The following is a 23633-nucleotide window of genomic DNA, read 5'->3' on the forward strand; positions in this document are numbered from 1 at the left end:
CGTTCGGCGCCGGCGGCGGCCGCATCAGCGTGGCCGCCGCCGGGAACGGACGAGCGGACGATCAGTGGTGGCCCTTGATCACGGTGCCCGGCTTGAGCTGGTAGACGGTGCCGCAGTACGGGCACTTGGCCTGGCCGGTGTCCGCCACATCGAGGAATACGCGCGGATGGTAGTTCCAGGTCGGCGTATTGGGCGTGGGGCAGTGCAGCGGAAGGTCTTCGGCGCCGATTTCGACGACGTTTGCGGTTTGCGTCATGGTGTTGCGGGGTCAGTCTTGTCAGAGGAGGGTTCTGGCTCGTGCTGCGAAGGCCCGGCGGCGAAGGCAGCCGGGCCGCCGGCTTCAGACCAGGGTCAGCCAGTGCTGGTATTTCTCGTTGGTACCGCCGACGGCGGCGAAGAATGCATCCTGGATCTGCTTGGTGATCGGCCCGCGGCGGCCTTCGCCGATGACGCGGTCGTCGAGCTCGCGGATCGGCGTGACTTCGGCCGCGGTGCCGGTGAAGAAGGCCTCGTCGGCGCAGTACACCTCGTCGCGGGTGATGCGCTTCTCGCGCACTTCGATGCCCAGGTCGCGCGCGATCGTCAGCGTCGCGTCGCGGGTGATGCCGTCCAGGCAGGAGGCGAGGTCGGGAGTGTAGATCACGCCGTTGCGGACGATGAAGACGTTCTCGCCGGAGCCTTCGCTGACATAGCCGTCGGTGTCGAGCAGCAGCGCCTCGTCGTAGCCCAGGCTCGTCGCCTCCTGGTTGGCCAGGATCGAGTTGATGTAGTAGCCGCTGGCCTTGGCGCGCACCAGCGACACGTTGACGTGATGGCGGGTGAAGGACGAGGTCTTGACGCGGATGCCGCGCTCCATGCCTTCCTCGCCCAGATAGGCGCCCCAGGGCCAGGCGGCGATGGCCACGTGAATGGTGTTGCCGCGCGCGGAGACGCCGAGCTTTTCCGAGCCGATCCAGACCAGCGGGCGGATATAGCAGGACTCGAGCTGGTTGGCCTTGACCACCTCGCGCTGCGCCGCCTCCAGGGTCGCCTGGTCGAACGGGATGTCCATCTGGAAGATCTTGGCGGAGTTGAACAGCCGGCGAGTGTGCTCCTTGAGGCGGAAGATCGCGGTGCCGGCCGGCGTCTTGTAGGCGCGCACGCCCTCGAATACGCCCATGCCGTAGTGCAGGGTATGGGTCAGCACGTGGATCTTGGCGTCGCGCCAATCGATCAACTTGCCATCCATCCAGATCTTTCCGTCACGATCGGCCATCGACATGCTCGTCTCCCGCAAAAACGTCAAAAAGGTGCAAAGGCGACATTGTAAGCCCCGGCACACCCCGTGCCAACGCGGCGCGGGGGCAAGGAAGCGGCGGGGAAGCGGGCGCCAGGCCAACGATGGTGGGGGGCGGCCAGCGGTCGGGCCCCGCTTATATCGTCACGGCATACGCTCAAGCGAACTCAATCGTTTGGAAAGTGGCGATTCGTTGGTATCGTACTTGCTTTGGAATCCGGACCCCGCCGCACATGCCCGCCAGGGACCGCACCTTCCCGTTCTGGTTTTTTCGACTTTCCGCCGCCATGACCCGCACTTCGACCCGCCGCCTCGTGACCCGTCTTGCCGCCACCCTGGCCAGCCTGGGCAGCCTCGCCTGCCTGTCGTTGGCACCGTCCGCGCACGCCCAGGGCCCGGGCAACTGGCCCGACAACAAGCCGATCACGATCCTGATGGGTTTCACCGCCGGCTCGGGCGTCGACATGGTCGGCCGCACGCTGCAGGACTCGCTGCAGAAGTCGCTGAAGACCACGATCCTGTACGACTACCGGCCGGGCGCCGGCGGCAACGTCGCCTCGGAAGTGGTCGCCCACGCCAGGCCGGACGGCTACACGCTGCTGCTGGGCACCGCCGCGACCCATGGCATCAACCCGGCGTTGTACAAGAACCTGCCGTTCGACGCCGAGGCCGACTTCACGCCGATCGCCCCGCTGGTCGAGGTCTCCAACGTGCTGACCGTCAATCCGGCGGTGCTCGACGTCAAGTCCGTCAAGGAATTCATCGAGAAGGTCAAGGCCAACCCGGGCAAGTACAACTACGCGTCCACCGGCAACGGCACCGGCACCCACCTGGCCTTCGCGGAGTTCAACGCGCGCGCCGGCCTGGACATGGTCCACGTGCCGTACAAGGGCGGCCCCGACGCGCTGCAGGCCGTGCTCAAGGGCGAGGTCTGCTGCATCTTCAACCAGGTGCAGAGCGTGCTGCCGCAATACCGCGCCGGCAAGGTCAGGCTGCTCGGCGTGACCACCGCCAAGCGCGTGCCCGTGATCCCCGATGTGCCGACCATCGCCGAGAGCGGCGTGCCCAGCTACAACAGCACGATCTGGTTCGGCTTCTTCGGTCCCAAGGGCCTGGACCCGCAGATCGCCCGCAAGGTCAACGAGGCCGTGCGCGTCGCGCTGGAAAACCCGGCGGTGCGCCAGAAGCTGGTCGACGCGGGCAACACGCCGCGCGTCGAAACCGTCGATCAGTTCCGCGCCACGGTCAAGGCCGACCGCCAGAAGTGGGCGAACGTCGTCAAGACGGTGGGCGCGTCGATCGATTGAGACCGGCCGGGCGGCACCGCCGCCAGCAGGCCCAGGCCATTATCCGGGGCGGCCGCCTCAGATTCCCTGACCGCCCGACACCTCGATTCGCTGGGCGTTGACCCAGCGGTGGCTCTCCGACAGCAGGCTTGCGATCATCGGGCCGATATCGTCCGGCACGCCGGCCCGGCCAAGGGCCGTCATTTCCGCGAACAGCTTGTTGATCTCCGGATTGTCGCGGACGGCGCCGCCGCCGAAGTCCGTTTCGATCGCGCCCGGGGCCACGGTATTGACCGCGATGCCGCGCGCGCCCAATTCCTTCGCCATATACCGCGTCAGCACTTCCACCGCGCCCTTGACCGCCGCGTACGCCGCGTAGCCGGGGAACGAGACCCGCGTCAGCCCGCTGGACAGGTTGACGATGCGTCCGCCGTCGCCGATCAGCGGCAGCAGCGTCTGCGTCAGGAAAAAGACGCCCTTGAAGTGCACATTGACCAGCGCGTCGAACTGCGTTTCCGTGGTGTCGGCGATCAGCGCGTGGTCGCCGTGGCCGGCGTTGTTGACCAGATGATCGAAGGTGTCGCGCTGCCAGGTCTCGCGCAGCGCCACGCGCAGCGCTTGCGCGAACGCGGCGAAGCTGCCGGCGTCGCCGGTGTCGAGCTGCAGCGCGCGGGCCTTGCGGCCCATGGCCTCGATTTCGGCGACGACGGCGTTCGCCTCGTCGGCACGGCGTTGGTAGGTCACGATGACGTCCCCGCCGCTGCGGGCGATGCTGAGGGCGGTGGCTCGGCCCAGCCCGCGGCTGGCGCCTGTCACGAGGGCAATGCTGGTCATGGCGAGAACTCCTGTGGTTCGGTTGGTGGTGCTTCGAATTATTGGAGTTCGCGGCTCGATAGTCTTTGTCAATTCCTCCCGCTTTCTTGCCTGAATCTCCGAGCCGGTTCGCCATCGCGGCACAGCAACGCTATGCTGCGGGCATGAACGCCGAGCTGCTCGATGCCGTCCGCCGCTACACGGACGCCTATGCCGATCCCGACGGCCTGGCCCAGACGCCGGTGCCGGGCCTGACCACGATCCGGGCGACCTCGCCCAGCGGCCTGGTCCATGCGATCGCGCGGCCGCTGGTCTGTCTGGTGCTTCAGGGCAGCAAGCAGGTCACCATCGGCACGCAGACCTTCACCTTCGAGGCGGGCGATTCGCTGCTGATTACCGCCGACGTGCCGACCGTCAGCCAGGTCACCCGGGCCAGCCGCGAAGCGCCCTATCTGTCGCTGGTGCTGGACCTCGAGCCGGCCGTGATCGCGGAGCTCGCAATCCAGATGCAGACGCTGCCGCCGGCGGACGGCCTGGCGGTGCGCTACCAGCCGACCGATGCGGAGGTCGCCGACGCCGCGCTGCGGCTGATGCGGCTGGTCGAGCGGCCGGAAGCGGTTCCGGTGCTGCACGCGCAGCGCGTTCGTGAGCTGCATTACTGGCTGCTGGCCGGCCGGCATGGTGCGGCGATCCGCGAACTGGGATGGCCCGAAGGCAATGCGCGCCGTGTGGCACGCGCCGTGGCGGTGCTGCGCGAGGACTTCACGAAGCCATTGCCGATGGAGCGGCTGGCCGCGGCCGCCGGCATGAGCCCGTCGTCGTTCTACCAACACTTCCGCACTGTCACGTCGCTGTCGCCGTTGCAGTTCCAGAAGCAGCTGCGGCTGATCGAAGCACGCCGGCTGATGCTGGCCGACGGCCTGACGGCCAGCAGCGCGGCCTTTGCCGTCGGTTACGAGAGCGTGCCGCAGTTCACGCGGGAATACCGGCGGCTGTTTGGCGCGCCACCGGCGCGGGATGCGGAGGCGATGCGCGCGGCGCTGCCGGCGGCTGTGGTCGAACCGTCGGCCGAACACAGGGCTGGCGGCGTTGCCGGGATTTAAGCGGCCACTTACCCAATGGTCGCCAGGCACTATAATGGCGCCTTACCCGCCGCGCTCGCGGCGGGGTGTCCGGCGATGCCGGCGCGGCGCGTGGATCGCCGTCGCGCGATCGGCCGGATCCTCACCGCATCCGCTCCATGACTTCCCCTCGGCCCCCGGCCTGGTTGCGCCTTTGGCATCGTGCCACGCAAGGCGTCCTGCATCATTTGTGGACCCGCTTCCCACCCGCCGAGCGCACCGGCTTCCTGGCCGGCGCCCGGCGTTTCGCGCCCTCGCTGCCGGCCACGTTCTCGTGGGGGCTGGTGACCGGCGTCGCGATGAGCAAGTCGGTGATGACGGTGCCCGAGGCGATCGGCATGAGCCTGCTGGTCTATGCCGGCTCGGCCCAGCTGGCGGTGCTGCCGCTGTTCGCCGCCGGCATGCCGCTGTGGACGATCTGGCTGACCGCGGCCGTGGTCAATCTGCGCTTCGTGATCTTCAGCGCTGCGCTGCAGCCGCATTTCAGCTATCTGCCGCTGTGGCGGCGGACGGTGCTGGGGTCGTTCAACGGCGACCTGCATTTCGTCTTCTTCATGCAGCGCTACCAGACGCCGGGCTACGAGCCGGGCAAGGAAGGCTATTTCTGGGGCATGGCGCTGGTCAACTTCGTGATGTGGCAGGTGTCGTCGCTGGCGGGCATCCTGCTGGCGAGCCTGTTCCCCGACAGCTGGGGGCTGGCGCTGGCCGGCACGCTGGCGCTGATTCCGGTGATGGTGTCGACGATCAATTCGCGCTCGACGCTGATGGCGGTCGCGGTGTCCGCGGTGCTGGCGCTGTTCTTCTTCGAGCTGCCATACCGGCTCGGGCTGGTGGTGGCGGTAGCCGGGGCGATCGCGGCCGGCATGGCCAGCGACCAGATGGCGGCCCGGGCCACGCTGCGCGGCATCGAACGCAAGCGGCGACGGATCAAGGCCGCCGGCACGCGCCACGTCGACAACAACGCTGGCAGTCAGGCCAGCCATGCCGCTTCGTCGGCGGAGGACCGGGCATGAGCCATGGGCAGATCTGGATCGCGCTGATCGGCATGGCGGTGGTGACCATCGTCACGCGCGCGCTGTTCCTGATGGCGGGCGAGCACGTCAGCCTGCCGGACCGGCTGCAGCGGGCGCTGCGCTACGCGCCCGCCGCCGCGCTGGCGGCCATCATCCTGCCGGACCTGATGACCTGGCAGGGCCATTTCACCGTCGGCCTGGAAAACTACAAGCTGATCGCCGGCGTCGCCGCCGCGGCGTTCTATCTGGCCACCCGCAAGATGCTCGGCATGATCGCGGTCGGCATGGCGGTCTACACCGCGTTGCGGCTGCTGGCCTGACCGTCAGGACACGCGGTCCGCTGCGGCCGCCGGCGCCTTCAGCGTGGCGCTCAGCTGGGTCAGCAGGTGCGACAGCTGGGCCTGGCTGTTGGTGCCGGTCTTGATGAACACCGACTTCAGCTGGGTCCGGCTGGTTTCGCGGCCGATCTGCAACTGCTCGCAGGCCTCGGGCAGCCCGATGCCGGTGGTCAGCAGCGTCGCCAGCCGCATCTCGGCCGGCGTCAGTCCGTAAAGGTCGCGCAGCACCTGCGGCAGCAGCGGCGAACTGCTGCGGGCGTCGTGGATCGCGACCAGCGCGGCCGGCTGCTGCCAGGCCTGGCCGAGCGCGTGCGACGGCGGCAGCGGCAGCACGACGACCTGCGCGCGAGCGCCCTGGCGCGATTGGGCGATCGCCGCCTGGGCCGGCACCGGTGCGTCGGCATCGCACGCGGCGCGCACCATCGCGGCAAACGGGCGCGACAGCGTCCATTCGTCGCCTCCGCCTGTGCCCGTACCCGTGCGCGGGGCGGCGGGGTTTGGCACCAGCCGGCGCACCCAGGCCTCGCCCTCGCCGTTGTGCAGCAGCACGCGCGCGTCCGCGGTGAAGACGATCACGCCGAATGCGAGCTGGTCCAGCAACTGCATCGACAGCCGCTGCAGCGCGGTCAGCGCGCTGGTGCGTTCGCGCAGCGCCATCGCCTGCCGGATGTGAGGAATTGCCCAGTCCAGCGCGCGCGCGTCCTCGGGTGCGAACAGCGGCCCGTCGAGCGGCCGCTGCAGCGAGAAATAGACCTCGTAATAGGGCTGGCGATCGACCAGGCAAGCCATCACCGAGCCCAGGCCGTAGCGATGCAGGAAGTCGCCGTAAAAAGGGTTCCGGGCAATGGTGTCGACCCCGAGCTCGCGCGCGTCGATGTACCAGCCACCGAGCGGCATCCGCGGCGTAAACGGGCGCCCCGGGTCGAGCGCCTGAAAGGTCTGCTGGTAGGCCTCGGCCAGTCCTTCAACCGGATTGGCCAGCTCGGCCACCGACATGCGGTTGCTGCGCTTGTCCAGCACGACCATGCCCATCTGGGTGCTGCCGCTGGCACGGCGCAGGTTCTGCAGGCTGCGCTGCCACGCCTGCGGATCGACGATGCCCTCGTAGAGCCCGCGGATGGTGTCGTGGATGTCGCTATCGTTCATTGCCGCCTCCGCATGATCGACCCGATGGAGCGGCAGGCGGCGGGCGGCACGTGCAAAGGCTGGCGCCGCCCATGGTTGGCGCCATGGACTTTCCCTTGGTTCATCGACTTCCCCTGGTTCCGACGACAAAGTCAATCGCTGCCGGGCTCTTGTGATGACCCGGTCGGCTTTCCAACGTCTTGTTTCTTCTTGATTGGATTGGACGGCTTCTCGAGGGCAGCGCGCCGGGGGCGTCTGCGGTGGCCGAGCAGCTATGGTACGGCTTTGCCGCGGGGTCGTCAGCAGGATGTGATGAGGGTTTCACCTGCCTTTGTGCGCCGGGCGTCGCAACCCCGTTGCAATTGCGCAAAAGGGGGGCCCCCTTCAGGTAAAATGCCGGTTTTTCCGATCTTTCCCGCAAGAGCCATGACCTCTGTCCTGCGTCTATCCGACCTGATTTCCCAAGGCAAACTGTCCGGCAAGCGTGTGTTCATCCGCGCCGACCTCAACGTGCCGCAGGACGACGCCGGCAATATCACCGAGGACACCCGCATCCGCGCCTCCGTGCCCGCGATCCAGGCCTGCCTGGACGCCGGCGCCGCCGTGATGGTGACCTCCCACCTGGGCCGCCCGACCGAGGGCGAGTTCAAGCCGGCCGATTCGCTGGCGCCGATCGGCAAGCGCCTGTCGGAACTGCTGGGCAAGGACGTCAAGCTGGTGCAGAACTGGGTCGACGGGGTCGAGGTCGCGCCCGGCCAGGCGGTGCTGCTCGAGAACTGCCGCGTCAACAAGGGCGAGAAGAAGAACAGCGACGAGCTGGCGCAGAAGATGGCCAGGCTCTGCGACATCTACGTCAACGACGCCTTCGGCACCGCGCATCGCGCGGAGGCCACCACCCATGGCATCGCCAAATACGCGCCGATCGCCTGCGCCGGCCCGCTGCTGGCCGCCGAGATCGACGCGCTGGGCAAGGCGCTGGGCCAGCCGGCCCGGCCGCTGGTGGCGATCGTCGCAGGCTCGAAGGTCTCGACCAAGCTGACCATCCTGAAGTCGCTGGCCGACAAGGTCGACAACCTGGTGGTCGGCGGCGGCATCGCCAACACCTTCATGCTGGCCGCCGGACTGAAGATCGGCAAGTCGCTGGCCGAGCCGGATCTGGCCGCCGAAGCCAGGGCCATCATCGACATCATGGCCGCGCGCGGCGCCTCGGTGCCGATCCCGGTCGACGTGGTCTGCGCCAGGGAGTTCAGCGCCAGCGCCGCGGCCACGGTCAAGGACGTCAAGGACGTGGCCGACGACGACATGATCCTCGACATCGGTCCGCGCACCGCGGCGATGCTGGCCGAGCAGCTGAAGGCGGCCGGCACCATCGTCTGGAACGGTCCGGTCGGCGTGTTCGAATTCGACCAGTTCGGCAACGGCACCAAGGTGCTGGCCGAGGCGATTGCCGAATCGAAGGCCTTCTCGATCGCCGGCGGCGGCGACACGCTGGCCGCGATCGCCAAGTACGGCATCGCCGACCGCGTCGGCTATATCTCGACCGGCGGCGGCGCCTTCCTCGAATTCCTCGAAGGCAAGAAGCTGCCGGCCTTCGAAGTCCTGGAGCAGCGCGCCGCGGGCTGACCCCACAGGCCCCGTCGTCTGCCGGCCGCCGCAGCGGCGAGCGCCGGCGGACGGCCGCGACACCCCAAGGACAAGGAAACCAGATGACCCGTTCGACCAAGATCGTCGCCACCATCGGCCCCGCTTCCAGCACGCTCGAGATGCTGACCCGCATGATTGCGGCCGGGGTCGACGTGGTGCGGCTCAATTTCTCGCACGGCACCGCCGAGGACCACCTCGAGCGCGCGCGCCTGGTGCGCGAGGCGGCCCAGGCCTGCGGCCGCGAGGTCGCGATCATGGCCGACCTGCAGGGGCCGAAGATCCGCGTCGGCAAGTTCGAGCACGGCAAGGTCACGCTGAAGGCCGGCGACCCGTTCGTGCTGGACGCCAACTGCCAGCTCGGCAACCAGGAGCGCGCCGGCCTCGATTACCGCGACCTGCCGCGCGATGTCGGTCCGGGCGATCTGCTGCTGCTCAACGACGGCCTCATCGTGCTGGTGGTCGACCGTGTGATCGGCAACGAGATCTTCACCACCGTCAAGGTCGGCGGCGACCTGTCCAACAACAAGGGCATCAACCGCCAGGGCGGCGGCCTGTCGGCGCCAGCGCTGACGGCCAAGGACATGGAAGACATCAAGACCGCGATGGCGCTGGGCGCCGACTATATCGCGGTCAGCTTCCCGAAGAACGCCACCGATATGGAGATGGCGCGCCAGCTCGCCGCGGTGGCGGGCCAGCAGTTCGGCCACAAGGCGCGGATGATCGCCAAGATCGAGCGCGCCGAGGCGATCCGGCCGGGCGTGCTCGAAGAAATCCTCGCCGCTTCGGACGGCATCATGGTGGCGCGCGGCGACCTGGCCGTGGAAGTGGGCAACGCCGCGGTGCCGGCGCTGCAGAAACGGATGATCCGGCTCGCGCGCGAGGCCAACAAGCTGACCATCACCGCCACGCAGATGATGGAAAGCATGATCGTCAATCCGGTGCCGACCCGCGCCGAGGTGTCGGACGTGGCCAACGCCGTGCTCGACGGCACGGACGCGGTGATGCTGTCGGCCGAGACGGCCGCCGGACGCTATCCGGTCGAGACCGTCGAGGCGATGGCCGCGGTCTGCGTCGAGGCCGAGAAGTCCGAGGTGGTCCAGCTGGATACCGACTTCCTGAACCAGACCTTCACGCGGATCGACCAGTCGATCGCAATGGGCGCGCTGTTCACCGCCTATCATCTGCAAGTGAAGGCCATTGCCGCGCTGACCGATTCGGGCGCGACCGCGTTGTGGATGAGCCGTCACCGCATCCATGTGCCGATCTACGCGATGACGCCGAACCTGGCCTCGCAGCGCAAGATGCAGCTGTACCGCAACGTGGTGGCGCTGCCGCTGGAATCGAGCAGCGACCGCGATACCGCGCTGGAACAGGCCGAGGAGCTGCTGCTTGCCAAGGGCGTGGTGCAGCGCGGCGATTTCATCGTGCTGACGATCGGCGAGCCGATGGGGCAGCCGGGCGGCACCAATACGCTGAAGATCGTCCGGGTCGGCCTGTGAAGGGGATCCGCACCCTGACCATGAAGCCGGAGGCGAGGAGGCGATGCCGATGACCCGAACGACCACGCGAACGATCACGCGAACGATGACGCCGACCAGGACGGCGCGCACGGTGCGCTGGGGAACACAGCCCGGTGCCGCGGCCCACGGAACCTTGCCACGATAGCGGCGGGCCGTGGCGACAGCCCGGCAGCCCGAAGAACATCCAATACCGAGAACCCCATTCTTTTCTTAGGAGTCTGACATGCCACTCGTTTCGATGCGCCAGTTGCTCGACCACGCCGCCGAGAACGGCTACGGTCTGCCGGCATTCAACGTCAACAACCTGGAGCAGGTCCAGGCCATCATGCAGGCGGCCGACGAAGTGAATGCGCCGGTGATCATGCAGGCTTCCGCCGGCGCCCGCAAATACGCAGGCGAACACTTCCTGCGCCACCTGATCGAGGCCGCGGTCGAGGCCTATCCGCATATCCCGGTCGTGATGCACCAGGACCACGGCCAGTCGCCGGCGATCTGCCAGGGCGCGATCGACCTGGGCTTCTCGTCGGTGATGATGGACGGTTCGCTGCGCGAAGACGGCAAGACTCCGGCCGAGTACGACTACAACGTCGAGGTGACCCGCAAGGTCGTCGAGATGGCCCATGCGGTCGGCGTGACCGTCGAGGGCGAACTGGGTTGCCTGGGCTCGCTGGAAACCGGTGAGGCTGGCGAGGAAGACGGCATCGGTGCCGAAGGCAAGCTCGACCACTCGATGCTGCTGACCGACCCCGAGCAGGCCGCCGACTTCGTCAAGGCGACCCAGCTGGACGCGCTGGCGATCGCGATCGGCACCTCGCACGGCGCGTACAAGTTCACCCGCAAGCCGACCGGCGACATCCTGGCGATCAGCCGCATCAAGGAAATCCACGCCCGCATCCCCAACACCCACCTGGTGATGCATGGCTCGTCGTCGGTACCGCAGGAACTGCTGGAGGAAATCCGCAAGTTCGGCGGCGACATGAAGGAAACCTACGGCGTGCCGGTCGAGGAAATCCAGGAAGCGATCAAGTACGGCGTGCGCAAGATCAATATCGATACCGATATCCGTCTGGCCATGACCGGCGCGATCCGCCGCTTCTTCGTCGAGAACCCGAGCAAGTTCGATCCGCGCGAATACCTGAAGCCGGCCCGCGAGGCCGCCAAGCAGGTGTGCAAGGCGCGCTATGTCGCGTTCGGCTGCGAAGGCCAGGCCGGCAAGATCAAGCCGATCGCGCTGAAGGAGATCGCCGAGCAGTACAAGTCGGGCAAGCTGGCCCAGGTGGTGCAGTAAGCGGTGCAGTAAGCCGTCGCGGCCCGGCCTCCCGCGTTGCACGCATCCGGGGGCAGGGCCATGGCCGACGCCATGGCGTGGCCAATGATTCGACCGATGGGGCTTCGCCACTGCACGAAGCCCCTCATTGTTTCTCCCTCTCTCCGGCTCGCCGACCTATTTCTATGTCTGACGCTCTCTATCAGTCCTCCATCCGCTCGCTGCCGCTGCTCGGCCATGGCAAGGTGCGCGACAACTATGCCGTCGGCGACGACAAGCTGCTGATCGTGACGACCGATCGCCTGTCGGCGTTCGACGTGATCCTCGGCGAGCCGATTCCGGGCAAGGGCCGCGTGCTGAACCAGATGGCCAACTTCTGGTTCCAGAAGCTGGCGCATATCGTGCCGAACCACGAGACCGGCATCGCGCCCGAGACCGTGGTGCAGCCGGACGAAGTGGCGCAGGTGCGCGGCCGCGCGGTGGTGGTCAAGCGTCTGAAGCCGATCCTGGTCGAGGCCGTGGTGCGCGGCTATCTGGCCGGTTCGGGCTGGAAGGACTACCAGGCGACCGGCCGCGTCTGCGGCATCGCGCTGCCGGCCGGGCTGCAGAACGCGCAGAAGCTGCCCGAGCCGATCTTCACGCCGGCGGCCAAGGCCGAGATGGGCGAGCACGACGAGAACATCAGCTTCGCCGAGGTCGAGGCGCGTATCGGCAAGGAACTGGCCGCGCAGATGCGCGACATCTCGATCCGCCTGTACAAGGAAGCGGCCGACTACGCCGCCACGCGCGGCATCATCATCGCCGACACCAAGTTCGAGTTCGGCCTGGACGAGAATGGCACGCTGACCCTGATGGACGAGGTGCTGACCGCCGATTCGTCGCGCTTCTGGCCGGCCGACTCGTATCAGGTGGGCACCAACCCGTCGTCGTTCGACAAGCAGTTCGTGCGCGACTGGCTCGAGGCGGTGCGCATCGACGGCAAGCCATGGCCCAAGACCGCGCCGGCGCCGGCGCTGCCGGCCGACGTGATCGAGAAGACCGCGGCCAAGTACCGCGAGGCGCTGACCCGGCTGACCGGGCAGGAACTGCAATAACCGGGCGGCCGCGCGCACGCCACGCAAGCGAGGATTGGAAGTGAGCCAGACAAACAAGCCGCTGGTCGGCGTCGTGATGGGCAGCAGCTCGGACTGGGACGTGATGCAGCACGCGGTGGCGATGCTGAAGGATTTCGGCGTTCCGTTCGAGGCGCAGGTCGTATCGGCGCACCGGATGGCCGACGAGATGTTCCGCTATGCCGAGACCGCGCGTGCGCGTGGACTGCGCGCGATCATCGCTGGCGCCGGCGGTGCCGCGCACCTGCCGGGCATGATCGCCGCCAAGACCATCGTGCCGGTGTTCGGCGTGCCGGTGCCGTCCAAATACCTGCGCGGCGAGGATTCGCTGCTGTCGATCGTGCAGATGCCCAAGGGCGTGCCGGTCGCCACCTTCGCGATCGGCGAGGCGGGCGCGGCCAATGCCGCGCTGCATGCGATCGCGACGCTGGCCACCACCGACGACGCGCTGGCCGCGGCGCTGGACGCCTTCCGCACGCGCCAGACCGAAGCGGCGCGCGCGATGACGTTGCCGCTGTGACCGGCTGCGCCGATTCGCTTCACTGTTTGACTGTTTCACTGATTTGCTGATTCGCCCCGCGGCCGTCGCCGGCGGCCGCAAACCGTTCCCCTGGAATCCCGACGAGCATGCCCACCGATATCCATCCCCATCTGATCGAAGCGCACACGCCCGAGTCGCGCGCCGAATTCGGCGTCGGCGGCCCGAACGCGCCGATCCTGCCCGGCGCCTGGCTCGGCATGCTCGGCGGCGGCCAGCTGGGCCGGATGTTCACCCACGCCGCCCAGGCGATGGGCTACAAGGTCTGCGTGCTCGACCCCGACCAGGACAGCCCGGCCGGCGCGGTCGCCGACAGGCATATCTGCGCGGCCTATACCGACGAGGCGGCGCTGGCCGAGATGGCAAAGCTGTGCCAGGCGGTCTCCACCGAATTCGAGAACGTGCCGTCGATGTCGCTGGAGCGGCTCGAGCAGCTCGGCGCCTTCGTTGCGCCGCGCGGCCATTGCGTGTCGATCGCGCAGAACCGCATCGGCGAGAAGAAGTTCTTCGCGGCCTGCGCCGAGCGCACCGGCGTGTCGCCGGCCCCGCACTGGGTGATCCAGCACGACGCCGATATCGACCAGCTGCCCGAGCAGCTGCTGCCGGGCATCCTGAAGACCGCCCGCATGGGCTACGACGGCAAGGGCCAGGCCCGCGTCAAGACCCGCGACGACGTGCGTGCCGCCTGGAACGCGATGCAGCATGTGCCGTGCGTGCTCGAGCAGATGCTGCCGCTGGCCTATGAGGTGTCGGTGCTGGCCGCGCGCGGTGCCGATGGCTCGACCGCGACCTGGCCGCTGGCCGAGAACGTCCATCGCGACGGCATCCTGTTCTCGACGGTGATGCCGTCGCGCCAGGTGTCGGCCGAGATCGCGGACCGTGCCCGTGCCGCCGCCGCGATCATCGCCGGCGAGATGGGCTATGTCGGCGTGCTGTGCATCGAATTCTTCGTGCTCAAGGACGGCAGCCTGGTCGCCAACGAGATGGCGCCGCGCCCGCACAACTCCGGCCATATCACGATGGATGCGTGCGAAACCAGTCAGTTCGAGCAGCAGGTGCGGGCGATGGCCCGGCTGCCGCTGGGCAGCACGCGCCAGCATTCGGCAGGCAAGATGCTGAACCTGCTGGGCGACGTCTGGTACGAATACGGGCTCGAGCGCGAGCCGGCCTGGGATGCGGTGGTGGCGCAGCCGGGTGCCAAGCTGCATCTGTACGGCAAGAGCGATGCGCGGCCCGGACGCAAGATGGGCCACGTCAACTGCGTCGGCGAGCGCGCCGAAGACGCGCAGCGCGCCTTCGACGCGGCGCTGCAGTTGCTGCATATCGCGCCCTGATGTCCGCACAGTCTTTCCGCACAGCGTGATGACGATGGCCGCCGCTTCCCATCCTGCCCGGATGCCGACCGCCGCCGAACTCGACGAGGCCGCGCGCCTGCTCGAGGCCGGGCAGCTGGTCGCGTTTCCGACCGAAACCGTCTACGGCCTCGGCGCCGATGCCGAGAACCCCGAGGCGGTGGCGCGGATCTTCGCGGCCAAGGGACGGCCGTCCAACCATCCGATCATCGTCCATGTGGTCGACGGCGCCGACATCGGCCATTGGACCGACGACGTGCCCGAGGCCGCGCAGCGCCTGATCGACGCCTTCTGGCCGGGACCGCTGACGCTGATTCTGAAGCGTGCGTCGCATATCCCGGCCGACGTGGCCGGCGGCCAGGACAGCATCGGCCTGCGCTGCCCGTCGCATCCGGTCGCGCAGGCGCTGCTGTCGCTCTTCAAGCGCGGCCGCGGCGGCATCGCCGCGCCTTCGGCCAACAAGTTCGGGCAGGTCAGCCCGACCACCGCGCAGCATGTGCGCGAGGAATTCGGCGACAGCGTCTATGTGCTCGAGGGCGATGGCGTCGAGGTCGGCATCGAATCGACGATCGTCGACCTGTCGCGGCTGGACCAGGGCGTCGGCCCGGTGCTGTTGCGGCCGGGCGCGATCACGCCGGCGATGATGGCCGATGTGCTGGGCGTCGCGCCGCTGCCGCCGGATGCCGCGGCACCGCGGGCCTCCGGCACACTGAAGGCGCACTACGCGCCGCGCACGCCGCTGTATCTGGCCGATGCGCGCGCACTGGCGCGCGATCTCGCGACGCTGCCGGCGGACGCGCGCGTGGCCTGGGTCTCCGCCGCGCCGGCGGACGATCCACGTTGTGTCTGGGTGCAGGCCCCGGCGGACGCCAGATCGTATGCCCGGGAACTCTACCGGCTGCTGCGCCGGCTCGACAAGGAAGGCTACGCGCGGCTGTACGTCGAGCCGCTGCCCGAAGGGCATGAGTGGGCGGGCGTGCGGGACCGGCTGCAGCGCGCCGCCGCCGCGTTCCAGGACTGAACGCCCGGGCCGCTATTCTGCAGCCGCTGCGGCTGCGGCTGCGGCGGGCGACACCGGCGCGCCGCGATAGACCCATTCGAGCAGGGCGTCATGCGCCTGCTGCGCCTGCGCGGCGTTCGGATGGTTGATCAGGCTGACCACCACGTAGCGCTTGCCATCGGCTGCATCGACATAGCCGGCGATGGCGCGCACATCCGCCAACGTACCCGTCTTCAGATAGCCATGGCCGGCGGCGCTGCTGCGCGTCAGCCGGTTCCTCAACGTGCCGTCGACGCCAAGGACCGGCAGCGAGTCGACGAAGATCGGCGCCGCCTCGCTGGCCAGTGCCTGTTGCAGCAGGCGGGCCAGATCGTAGGCGCTGATGCGCTCCTGCCGCGACAAGCCCGAGCCGTTGTCCAGCATCAGGCCCGGCATCTCCAGCCCCTGATGCGACAGCCAGCGGCGGATCACCGCCGCCGAACGCCGGGTGTTCGCGGGGCCGCGGCGATCGATCTCCGCGCCGATGGTCAGGAACAGCTGGCGCGCCATCACGTTGTTCGAATACTTGTTGATGTCGCGGACGATGTCGGCCAGCGGCAGGCCATGGTGGCGCGTCAGCCGGAAGGCGGGCCGCGGCACGCTGCCGCGCCGGATCGCCGGTGGCTTCGCGAAGGTGCCGCCGGCCGCCAGCCATTGCGCGACAAAGCCGCCGCCGATGAAGTCGTCGTGACTGAGCGCGGCGAAGTTCAGTACCTGCTCGCCGCAATCGGCCGAATAGCTGCCGTCGAACGACGCCACCACGGTACCGTCCGTCTGCGGGGACAGCGTCGGCGTCGCGCCGGCGCGCCAGTCGCCGCAGCGGCCGTTGGTCAGCGCCAGCCGGTTGTCCAGCCGCAGCTGCGCCAGCGGCGGCATCACGGAGACCCCGACCGTTTGCGTGGCGGCATCCGGGGTCAGCGTGAACGACAGCGTCTTGAACGAATAGAGCAGCGCGTCGGGCGCCACGTTGTAGGCGCGATGGGTCTCGCCGTCGATGGTGCCGCCGTTGTCCAGCCCATTGTCGAAGTAGCTGCGATCGAGCACCACGTCGCCGGCGATGGTCGTCACGCCGGCGCGCCGCGCTTCGGCCACCAGCTTGGCCATTTCCTCCGGCACCAGCTTGGGGTCGCCCTGACCGCGCAGATAGACGTTGCCGACGACGCCGTCGGCCCCCGGCTCGCGGTCCGCATAGAGCGAGGTCTGCCAGCGGTAGCTGGGCCCCAGCAGCTGCAGGCCGGCGAAGGTCGTGATCAGCTTCATCGTCGAAGCCGGGTTCATCGGGGTCTGGGCGTTCCAGCTGACGGTCGCGGCCGGCGCGCCTTGCCGGACGATGTAGAAGCTGGCCGCGGAAAGCGGTACGCCCGCCTGCCGCAAGCCGAGCAGCACCGACGCCGGCAGGCCCGTTTGATCCTGTGACAGGGACAGCAGCCGGGCAGGGGAGGGCACTGCCTTTGTCGACGGCGATTGCCGCGATGCCTTCGCGGCGGCGGCTTTTGGCTTGGACCGCTTGGGGGCGGCTTCGGAATTGGCAGCGGGACCGAATGCCAGCGCAAACGCCAGCAATGGCACCATGCTGCGGGCAAAAAGGGGGCGAGCAGGCATGGGCAGCATGGTACCGTAGTCGTCTGCAACGATGCGACTCGATGCCAGCTTCGGCTGCACATCGTCGCGAGGAAGCGCGGTCAGGTCCCGGCTTCCTGTCGTTGGCCGTCAGAGCTGGCGAAACAGCTGAAACAGCCAGATTCGCTGGTCGTCCCGCGTGTGACCCCACTTTGCCGCAGGACGAACACGGACGCGGGCCGATGACGCCGACGCTGTTGACTGACAGCTGGCGGAAGGACGTCCCGGGCTGCCGAAGGCGGTCCGGTAGAGGGCGCCATCCCGCGCGTTGCGGTTGAAATCGATGATTCGCAGGTCCATCGCGCCATAGAACCGCTTCATCATTTGCGCAAGGGCCGCGGAGTCGGCTCTTGAGCAATGGTAGGCGGCTTCGCGATTGGCGAATCCCTGGAGGATCAGAAAGCGGCCGAAGCAGTCCCGATCGCACAACTGATCAAAAGCCAGTCCGAGCAGTCCATCTTCACCGAGCGCAGGCGCGATGCGAAGCAGGACGATATCGAGTTCGGAAACATGGTTGAACGCGTGCTCGTCGGCGTACGGCCGCAGCATGTTCCGATGTTCGGCCAGCTCGCCTTCGCTGAGCAACGGAAAGCGGCGCGAAAACGAGAACGTCAGCGTGTCCTTTTCGCACAGCAGATGGACGAAGGAAGGACACATGGCGTTGTAGATCCGTGGCGTCACCATTCCCAACTCCACCAGATATCGCGCGGCATTACGGATGCCATCGATTGGGGCGCTCGTCACCTGGTCGAATACCTTCGCCAGGCCCACCAACTGGCCGGCTGTCTTTCCCGAGCGGATACCTGCCTGCAGGAAGGACCGCAGGCGGTCCGGCGAACGCTCGAAGTACTGGAAGAGCGGGCGCAGTGGCCCGTCGCAAACCAGCATCTCGAATTCATGCGTGGTATCCATCAACGCAAGCGCGGCGCCCGGATCGGCATCGATGACCGCGAGCTTCAGTTCCGTCGGCAGGGCGCCCAGATATCCGGGGGGCGGCATGGCCGTGTGCGTGGATCCCGTCGGTACCAATGACATATGCAGTTCCTCCCAGGTTGGAATCAAGGATTGCCCCGATATCGCCGTGGACCCGATCCGGGCTGCCGTTCGGTGCCCTCGTCGCTGCTCAGCCGCGGCCCGCGGGCGGATCGCCGGGTACCGGAACGTTGCTGCCGGCCGGCTTCTCGTCAAACACAAAATCCTGTGGATTGCCCGACTGCGCCAACCGGTCGACTTCGGGCGCGAACATTTCGGCGCACGCTGCAAGGATGGAGAGCGTTGCGTTGAACGTAAGCGACGTGACCTTGATGTTCCGGCCTTCCAACGCGAACGTCGCGACGGCCTGAAGACCGGCGTCTTCCGGCGCCAACATGATTTCGCCGGCCCCCAGCGGCATGATGTACAAGGCGTTGAGGCCGAGTTCGGGCGCCGGCTGGTACAGCTTGTAGGTGATCGTGCCGCCGATGGCCCTTCCGCTTTCGTCGCATGCAATCTGCACGAGGTTGATCTTTTGCCCCGCGGCAGTGCTGAACGCTTCGGAAAGTCCGATGGCCCTGGCCAGCACAGTCATCGCCGCGTTCTCCACCGCATTGCGAGGGCGCTGCGTGATCAGATATAGCAGCGCATCGAACGTGTCGTCGTTGCCATCCGCGGCAGCGCGGATCTTGTTGATCGCGATGTCGATGGCCCCAGGGAGACGCTTGTCGATCTACCTCTGCTGCTGCTCCGCGGGAAGCGCGGCCAGCCCGTCACGGAAGCCCGGCGGAATCAAGCGCTCGTTGGCTATCTCGCACGGATACACCAGTTCCGACTGATCCCTCGGAAGGTCGGCGTGCAGCTGAGTGGTGATATCGCGCTGCCATTCCGCCCTTCGCTGCGTGACGTCGCCTGCAAACCGATTCAGCGACATCTGCCGCTCGAGAAATTCCTGCAGATCCTTCGTGGTTCGGAGGGTTGCATTCCGCATCAACGCAGGCGCCAATTCGTCGTTGAACCGGGCCTCCAGGGCCCTGGCCTGCTCCAGCGATTGCCGGAAGGCGCCGGACACGTCGCCGTTCGCTCGTTCGAAGCCCTCGTGAGCGGAGGCGGCCTGACAGAGCTTGTGGATCAGATAACCGCCACCTGCGGCGCCGCCGGCAGCGAGCGCTCCGAGCAGTGCGAGGCCCAGGGGAGGGCAGGCGACCGTGACGACCAGCATCGCCAGCGCGCCGACGATGCCGGCGATCCCCATCAACACGATCGCCCTGGTGCCAGGGGCTTCGTTGTCCGGATAATCCCGAACGCTCGTGGCCAGCTGATCGAGATCGGCCAGCGCTTCGCCGACCGACTGCGCACACTGCTTGATATCGGCACGCAGCCGCAACAACTCCTGAGGGGAGATGCGTACGTCGTGCCCTTGCTGCAGATCCCAGGCTTCGATGCGCGCGGCGGCCGACTGCGCCTTCGCGATCTTCTTGCCGCATCGCGTCGCGGTGCTCAGGATCTCGTCCTTGCGGCTGGTATCCGCCAGCGAATGCACCGCGCTGGTCAGCTTCTGCCAGGCGGAATCGAGCAGATCGACCACGCGGGGCGCCGGCTGGTTGCGGACGGCATCGGCGGATGGCGCTGGTTCCGCGCGATGGGCGGCCACCACGGTGACGCCGGCGCCGACGCCGGCCGGTCGGATGTCTTGCGGCGGCTGGGGTTGGGCTTCGGTGTGGTTCGGAAGACCGGCCTCAAGGGAAGCGGCGGGATGTACGGCAGGGGCTGCGGCAGGATGTGCCGCAGGATCTGCGGCAGGGCGAGACGGGGCAAAGATACGAAGCATGTCGGCGCGGTGGTGGGGTGGAGAAGGCCAACGACGGACGGCCACGTTGGCTGGAGCTTCAGGACAGCGAAGCGTACCCACCGCACTGCGACGACACTATTCAAATGATGGCGGCCACTACAGGATTTGTTACTCTCAGGCGAGTCGCGCCAGCAGTGCTCTCAACGTCTGCTGTTCCTGCGCCGACAGCGCGCGCGCCATCTTCGCGTCATGGTCGCAAACGGCCTCGGTCGCCGCCTCCAGCGTGCGGCGGCCGGCCGCCGTCAACACCAGGCTGAACGCGCGGCGATCGTTCTCGGCCGGCCGTCGCGCCACCAGCTTCATCTCTTCCAGCGCATCGACCAGCAGCACGGCCCCCGAACGTGCAATGCCCATGATCCTGGCCAGGTCGGTCAGCTTCAGGTCCGGGTTGCGCGAGATCAGCACCAGCGCAGAAAAGCGTGGCGGCGTGATGTTCCACGGCGCCAGCGATCGCACGAAGTCCTCGTAGAGCCGGATCTGCGCACGGCGGATCGCGTAGCCGATCAGGTTGTCCAGCACCCCATAGTCGACGTCCGGCAGATGCGGGTCGAAGCCTCCGGCTTCGGTGGCGGGGTCGGGCGCGAGCGTATCGCGGGTCTTGCGCGGGGAGCGGGAAGAGGGGGACGAGGGTGAGGAGCGTGACGAAGCGGACATGGGCAGGGGATGGCGGCGCGCAGGCCGCCATCCGTTCAGGCGACGCGGAAGTATCGCATCTGCACGCGGTCCGGGAAACGCGCGCCGGTCGCGACAAAGGTGTGTTGCATCAGCCAGCGGTAGGCCGGTGCCTGCGTCTCGAAGCGGGGCGCGGTGCGGAAGTAGACCAGCGAGGGATCGACCGTCTCGCCGGCGGACAGGCGCGCCAGCACATCGGCGGGACCGCTGCGCAGGCCCGCGTTCACGATGTAGATCCGGGCGCCGTCGTCGGTCTGCAGGACGTAGCGCGCCTCGATCTCCGCGACCGTGACGCCGTCGCCCAGGTCCGGACGCACCAGCTGGAAGTCGGCGCCGCCGGGCAGCACGCGGCCGCGCAGCAGCGGGCCGTCGACGACGCCATCGAGAATCGGAATCACGCGCCGCTGCCCGACCGCGCTGGCGCCGACTTCGATCGCCGGATCGAGCCGGAAGCTGAAGTCGGCGACGTGCTCGAGCTTCGGCGTCGGCAAGCCGGGCAGGCCAGGCAACGTCGATTCGGCCGTCATTTCAGCAGCTTCCAGTTGCCGTTGTCGATGGTCAGCATCACGCGGCCGCGCTGGTCGAAACCGAAGTGGTCCTGGCTGGTGTAATTGAGCACGCCATGCGAGACCACGATCTCGCGCTCGCTCTCGAGCGCCGCCTTCAGCGCCGCGCGGAATTCCGGCGTGCCCGGCCTGGCGCGCTTGAGCGCGACCGGCACGATCCGTTGCAGCACCAGCCCCGCATCGTAGGGATGCGCGCCGAACTGCGTGCGGCTTTCCGCGCCATATTGCTTCTCGTAGCGGCTGACATAGTCCAGGCCCGGCTTCTTCGGTGCGCTGTCGGCGGCCAGTTGCTCGGGCACGATCACCGGACCGGCCGGCAGGATGGCGCCGTCGACCGCCTTGCCGCCGATGCGGATCAGGTCCTTGGTGGCCGCGCCGTGCGTGTGGTAGATCGGCCCGCGATAGCCGCGCTCGCGCAGCGTCGTGTGGGGCAGCGCGGCCCCGGTGCCGGCGCCGGCGATCAGCATCGCATCGGGGCGCGCCGAGATCAGCTTCAGCGTTTGCGCGGTGACCGCGGTGTCCGAGCGCGCGTAGCGTTCGGTGGCGACGATGCGGATGCCGTTGGCGGCCGCGGCCGTGGTGAATTCCTTCAGCCAGGTCTCGCCATAGGCGTCGGCAAAGCCGATGAAGCCGATGGTCTTGACGCCGTTGGCCTTGGCGGTTGCCGCGACGGCTTCGGCCATCAGCTTGATCGGCTGGGCCAGCCGGTAGGTCCATTCGCCGCGGCCGGGCTTGAGCTCGATCGGCGAGAACGCCAGCTGCACGGTCTTGCTCTCGTCGGCGACTTCGGCGATCGCGATCGACGGCGCCACCGCCGACGAGCCGAGGATGATGTCGACCTTGTCCTCGCTGACGAAGCGGCGCGCCACCTTGGTGGCCTGGGTCGGATCGGAGCCGTCGTCGAGCACGACATATCGGATCGTTTCGCCGGCGATCTGCTGTGGCAGCAGTCCCAGCGACTGCTTCTGCGGAATGCCGAGCGAGGCCGAGGGCCCGGTCGACGAGATGCTGACGCCGACGGTGACGTCGGCCAGCGCGGCGCCGGACATCGAGGCGGCGGTCAGCGTCAATGCCAGTGCCGAGGCCAGGCGCGCGAGCGCGGTGCGGCGAAGTGTCATGGCTTGTCTCCCTTTCTTATGATGGTGCGGGCGGTCAGCGTGTGCCGCCCTGCACGGACTGCCGGTCGAATCCGGCCAGCTGCTTGTAGCGCAATGCGATCGCCTCCAGCTCGGCGTGTGGAATCACCTGCTCGATATCGGTGAAGCCCTGCGGCGCGCGCAACTCGGCCAGCTGCATGACCTGCTCGGGGCCGTTGAGCCGGTTGCGCAGCACGATGCCGGCGGTGCGCGGCAGCCGTTCCGCCTCGTATTCGCGCAGCGCGTAGCCGGTATCGGGCGTGCCGAGCAGGCAGTCGACCAGATGGCGGGCATCGACGATCGCCTGTGCGCTGCCGTTCGAGCCGATCGGGTACATCGGGTGCGCGGCGTCGCCGAGCAGCGTGACGCGATCGAAGGTCCAGCGCGGCAGCGGATCCTTGTCGACCATCGGGAATTCGTAGATCGCCGCGGCGCCGTCGATCAGCGACGGAATGTCGATCCAGTCCCAGCGCCAGCCGGCGAAGGCCTCGCGGAACACCGACTTGTCGACCTGCCGGTTCCAGTCGCTGCGCGGCGGCGTGTCCGACGCGTCGTCCGGCACGCGCAGCTCGGCGATCCAGTTGATCAGCGAGCGGCCCTGCCGGCGCAGCGGCTCGGAGATCGGATAGGCGACGAACTTCTGGTCCTGATGGCCGGCCATGAACATCGAGCGGCCGTCCAGATAGGGCGGCGCCTCGGTGACCGCGCGCCACAGCATTCGCCGCGAAAAACGCGGGTCGTCGCCGCTGGGATAGAACTGCCGCCGGACCGCCGAATGGATGCCGTCGGCGCCGACCAGCACATCGGCGCTGGCCGGCACCTGCGCGCCGTCCGCGCGCCGCCGCAGCGTGAATTGCACCGGCGACCCGGGCCGCGCGCCGGTGTCGTGCACCGCCTCGAAGGCGTGGCCGGTATGGACGCGATCGGCGCCCAGCCGCTCGACCGCGGTCCGATACAGCAGCATCTGCAGCTCGCCGCGGTGGACCGAGAACTGCGGATAGGGATAGCCGGCGGCAAGCCCGCGCGGCTCATGCCAGATCCGTTGGCCGAACTTGTTGTAGTAGGACAGCGAACTCGTTTCGATCGCGATCTGCGCGAGCGCCGGCTGCAGGCCGAGTTCGGCGAGTTCGCGGACCGCATGGGGCAGCAGGTTGATGCCGACGCCGAGCGGCTTCAGGGATTCGCTGGCTTCCCAGACTTCGGCGTCGATGCCGTGGCGATGGCACAGCAGCGCGAGCGTCAGCCCGCCGATGCCGCCGCCTGCGATGGCGATGCGCATGGTGTCTCCTGTGGCGGACCTGCCCGCGATGGGCGGTCCGCTCCTTGTCTTGACGTCCGTTCGACGTTCGTTCGACGAATTGTTATGGAGTA

General features: G+C 68.0%; 23 protein-coding genes. 11 read left to right on the forward strand and 12 right to left on the reverse strand.

What is annotated here, in order from left to right; genetic code table 11:
- Positions 1 to 61: 61 nt before the first annotated feature.
- Positions 62 to 256, reverse strand: coding sequence for a zinc-finger domain-containing protein (locus F7Q96_RS06700; RefSeq protein WP_053822355.1), 195 nt, complete (start codon positions 254 to 256; stop codon positions 62 to 64).
- An 84-nt stretch (positions 257 to 340) separates the two neighbouring features.
- Positions 341 to 1261 carry a branched-chain amino acid transaminase gene (locus F7Q96_RS06705; protein ID WP_053822354.1) on the reverse strand — a complete coding sequence of 307 codons (921 nt, stop codon included), beginning with the start codon at positions 1259 to 1261 and terminating at the stop codon, positions 341 to 343.
- A gap of 302 nt (positions 1262 to 1563) precedes the next feature.
- Here F7Q96_RS06705 and F7Q96_RS06710 point away from each other — a divergent pair, with 302 nt between their 5' ends.
- Positions 1564 to 2583 carry a Bug family tripartite tricarboxylate transporter substrate binding protein gene (locus tag F7Q96_RS06710; RefSeq protein ID WP_082371531.1) on the forward strand — a complete coding sequence of 340 codons (1020 nt, stop codon included), beginning with the start codon at positions 1564 to 1566 and terminating at the stop codon, positions 2581 to 2583.
- Between the two features lie 57 nt (positions 2584 to 2640).
- On the opposite strand, the gene F7Q96_RS06715 is transcribed toward F7Q96_RS06710, so the two are convergent.
- Positions 2641 to 3396 (reverse strand): SDR family NAD(P)-dependent oxidoreductase, encoded by a 756-nt coding sequence (locus tag F7Q96_RS06715; RefSeq protein ID WP_053822353.1) that lies wholly within the window; start codon positions 3394 to 3396, stop codon positions 2641 to 2643.
- A 143-nt stretch (positions 3397 to 3539) separates the two neighbouring features.
- On the opposite strand from F7Q96_RS06715, the gene F7Q96_RS06720 reads away from it, so the two are divergent.
- The 3 genes from F7Q96_RS06720 (at position 3540) to F7Q96_RS06730 (ending at position 5829) form a co-directional block, all read left to right on the forward strand.
- Positions 3540 to 4478 carry an AraC family transcriptional regulator gene (locus tag F7Q96_RS06720; RefSeq protein WP_053822352.1) on the forward strand — a complete coding sequence of 313 codons (939 nt, stop codon included), beginning with the start codon at positions 3540 to 3542 and terminating at the stop codon, positions 4476 to 4478.
- Positions 4479 to 4615: 137 nt separating this feature from the next.
- A complete protein-coding gene (locus tag F7Q96_RS06725) occupies positions 4616 to 5509 on the forward strand; it encodes an AzlC family ABC transporter permease (protein ID WP_053822351.1) in 894 nt (297 codons plus the stop codon).
- A complete protein-coding gene (locus F7Q96_RS06730; RefSeq protein WP_053822350.1) occupies positions 5506 to 5829 on the forward strand; it encodes an AzlD domain-containing protein in 324 nt (107 codons plus the stop codon). The genes F7Q96_RS06725 and F7Q96_RS06730 overlap by 4 nt, the downstream gene beginning before the upstream one ends.
- A 3-nt stretch (positions 5830 to 5832) precedes the next feature.
- Here F7Q96_RS06730 and F7Q96_RS06735 read toward each other — a convergent pair whose 3' ends face one another.
- Complete coding sequence (locus F7Q96_RS06735; RefSeq protein WP_053822349.1) at positions 5833 to 6993, reverse strand: helix-turn-helix transcriptional regulator; 1161 nt, start codon at positions 6991 to 6993, stop codon at positions 5833 to 5835.
- 405 nt (positions 6994 to 7398) lie between these two features.
- Between F7Q96_RS06735 and F7Q96_RS06740 the strand changes: the two genes are divergently transcribed.
- From F7Q96_RS06740 to F7Q96_RS06770, 7 genes are all read left to right on the forward strand, one after another.
- Positions 7399 to 8595 carry a phosphoglycerate kinase gene (locus F7Q96_RS06740; RefSeq protein WP_053822348.1) on the forward strand — a complete coding sequence of 399 codons (1197 nt, stop codon included), beginning with the start codon at positions 7399 to 7401 and terminating at the stop codon, positions 8593 to 8595.
- 83 nt (positions 8596 to 8678) lie between these two features.
- Positions 8679 to 10115, forward strand: coding sequence for a pyruvate kinase (pyk, locus tag F7Q96_RS06745; RefSeq protein WP_053822347.1), 1437 nt, complete (start codon positions 8679 to 8681; stop codon positions 10113 to 10115).
- Between the two features lie 244 nt (positions 10116 to 10359).
- Entirely contained in the window at positions 10360 to 11424 is a 1065-nt protein-coding gene (gene fba, locus F7Q96_RS06750; protein WP_053822346.1) for a class II fructose-bisphosphate aldolase, read from the forward strand.
- A gap of 164 nt (positions 11425 to 11588) precedes the next feature.
- Positions 11589 to 12497: a phosphoribosylaminoimidazolesuccinocarboxamide synthase gene (locus F7Q96_RS06755; protein ID WP_053822345.1), complete on the forward strand. Its 909-nt coding sequence runs from the start codon at positions 11589 to 11591 to the stop codon at positions 12495 to 12497.
- A gap of 40 nt (positions 12498 to 12537) precedes the next feature.
- Positions 12538 to 13035: a 5-(carboxyamino)imidazole ribonucleotide mutase gene (gene purE / locus F7Q96_RS06760; protein WP_151022272.1), complete on the forward strand. Its 498-nt coding sequence runs from the start codon at positions 12538 to 12540 to the stop codon at positions 13033 to 13035.
- A 107-nt stretch (positions 13036 to 13142) separates the two neighbouring features.
- Complete coding sequence (locus F7Q96_RS06765) at positions 13143 to 14387, forward strand: 5-(carboxyamino)imidazole ribonucleotide synthase (protein WP_053822343.1); 1245 nt, start codon at positions 13143 to 13145, stop codon at positions 14385 to 14387.
- Positions 14388 to 14448: 61 nt separating this feature from the next.
- Positions 14449 to 15426 (forward strand): L-threonylcarbamoyladenylate synthase, encoded by a 978-nt coding sequence (locus F7Q96_RS06770; protein ID WP_151022306.1) that lies wholly within the window; start codon positions 14449 to 14451, stop codon positions 15424 to 15426.
- A 12-nt stretch (positions 15427 to 15438) separates the two neighbouring features.
- Here F7Q96_RS06770 and dacB read toward each other — a convergent pair whose 3' ends face one another.
- From dacB to F7Q96_RS06810, 8 genes are all read right to left on the reverse strand, one after another.
- On the reverse strand, positions 15439 to 17055 hold the full coding sequence (dacB, locus tag F7Q96_RS06775; protein ID WP_151022274.1) for a D-alanyl-D-alanine carboxypeptidase/D-alanyl-D-alanine endopeptidase: 1617 nt from the start codon (positions 17053 to 17055) through the stop codon (positions 15439 to 15441).
- Between the two features lie 99 nt (positions 17056 to 17154).
- Entirely contained in the window at positions 17155 to 18099 is a 945-nt protein-coding gene (locus F7Q96_RS06780) for a hypothetical protein (RefSeq protein ID WP_151022275.1), read from the reverse strand.
- Between the two features lie 88 nt (positions 18100 to 18187).
- On the reverse strand, positions 18188 to 18631 hold the full coding sequence (locus F7Q96_RS06785) for a hypothetical protein (protein ID WP_144425828.1): 444 nt from the start codon (positions 18629 to 18631) through the stop codon (positions 18188 to 18190).
- Between the two features lie 138 nt (positions 18632 to 18769).
- Positions 18770 to 19624 carry a hypothetical protein gene (locus F7Q96_RS06790; RefSeq protein WP_151022277.1) on the reverse strand — a complete coding sequence of 285 codons (855 nt, stop codon included), beginning with the start codon at positions 19622 to 19624 and terminating at the stop codon, positions 18770 to 18772.
- 378 nt (positions 19625 to 20002) lie between these two features.
- Positions 20003 to 20542 (reverse strand): MarR family winged helix-turn-helix transcriptional regulator, encoded by a 540-nt coding sequence (locus F7Q96_RS06795; RefSeq protein ID WP_151022279.1) that lies wholly within the window; start codon positions 20540 to 20542, stop codon positions 20003 to 20005.
- Positions 20543 to 20577: 35 nt separating this feature from the next.
- On the reverse strand, positions 20578 to 21087 hold the full coding sequence (locus tag F7Q96_RS06800; RefSeq protein WP_151022281.1) for a DUF3237 domain-containing protein: 510 nt from the start codon (positions 21085 to 21087) through the stop codon (positions 20578 to 20580).
- Complete coding sequence (locus F7Q96_RS06805; protein ID WP_151022283.1) at positions 21084 to 22244, reverse strand: ABC transporter substrate-binding protein; 1161 nt, start codon at positions 22242 to 22244, stop codon at positions 21084 to 21086. The genes F7Q96_RS06800 and F7Q96_RS06805 overlap by 4 nt, the downstream gene beginning before the upstream one ends.
- A gap of 34 nt (positions 22245 to 22278) precedes the next feature.
- Positions 22279 to 23541, reverse strand: coding sequence for a flavin-dependent oxidoreductase (locus tag F7Q96_RS06810; RefSeq protein ID WP_053822338.1), 1263 nt, complete (start codon positions 23539 to 23541; stop codon positions 22279 to 22281).
- Positions 23542 to 23633 lie beyond the last annotated feature (92 nt).

The organism is Cupriavidus gilardii (assembly GCF_008801915.1).
Classification (GTDB): Bacteria; Pseudomonadota; Gammaproteobacteria; order Burkholderiales; family Burkholderiaceae; genus Cupriavidus; species Cupriavidus gilardii.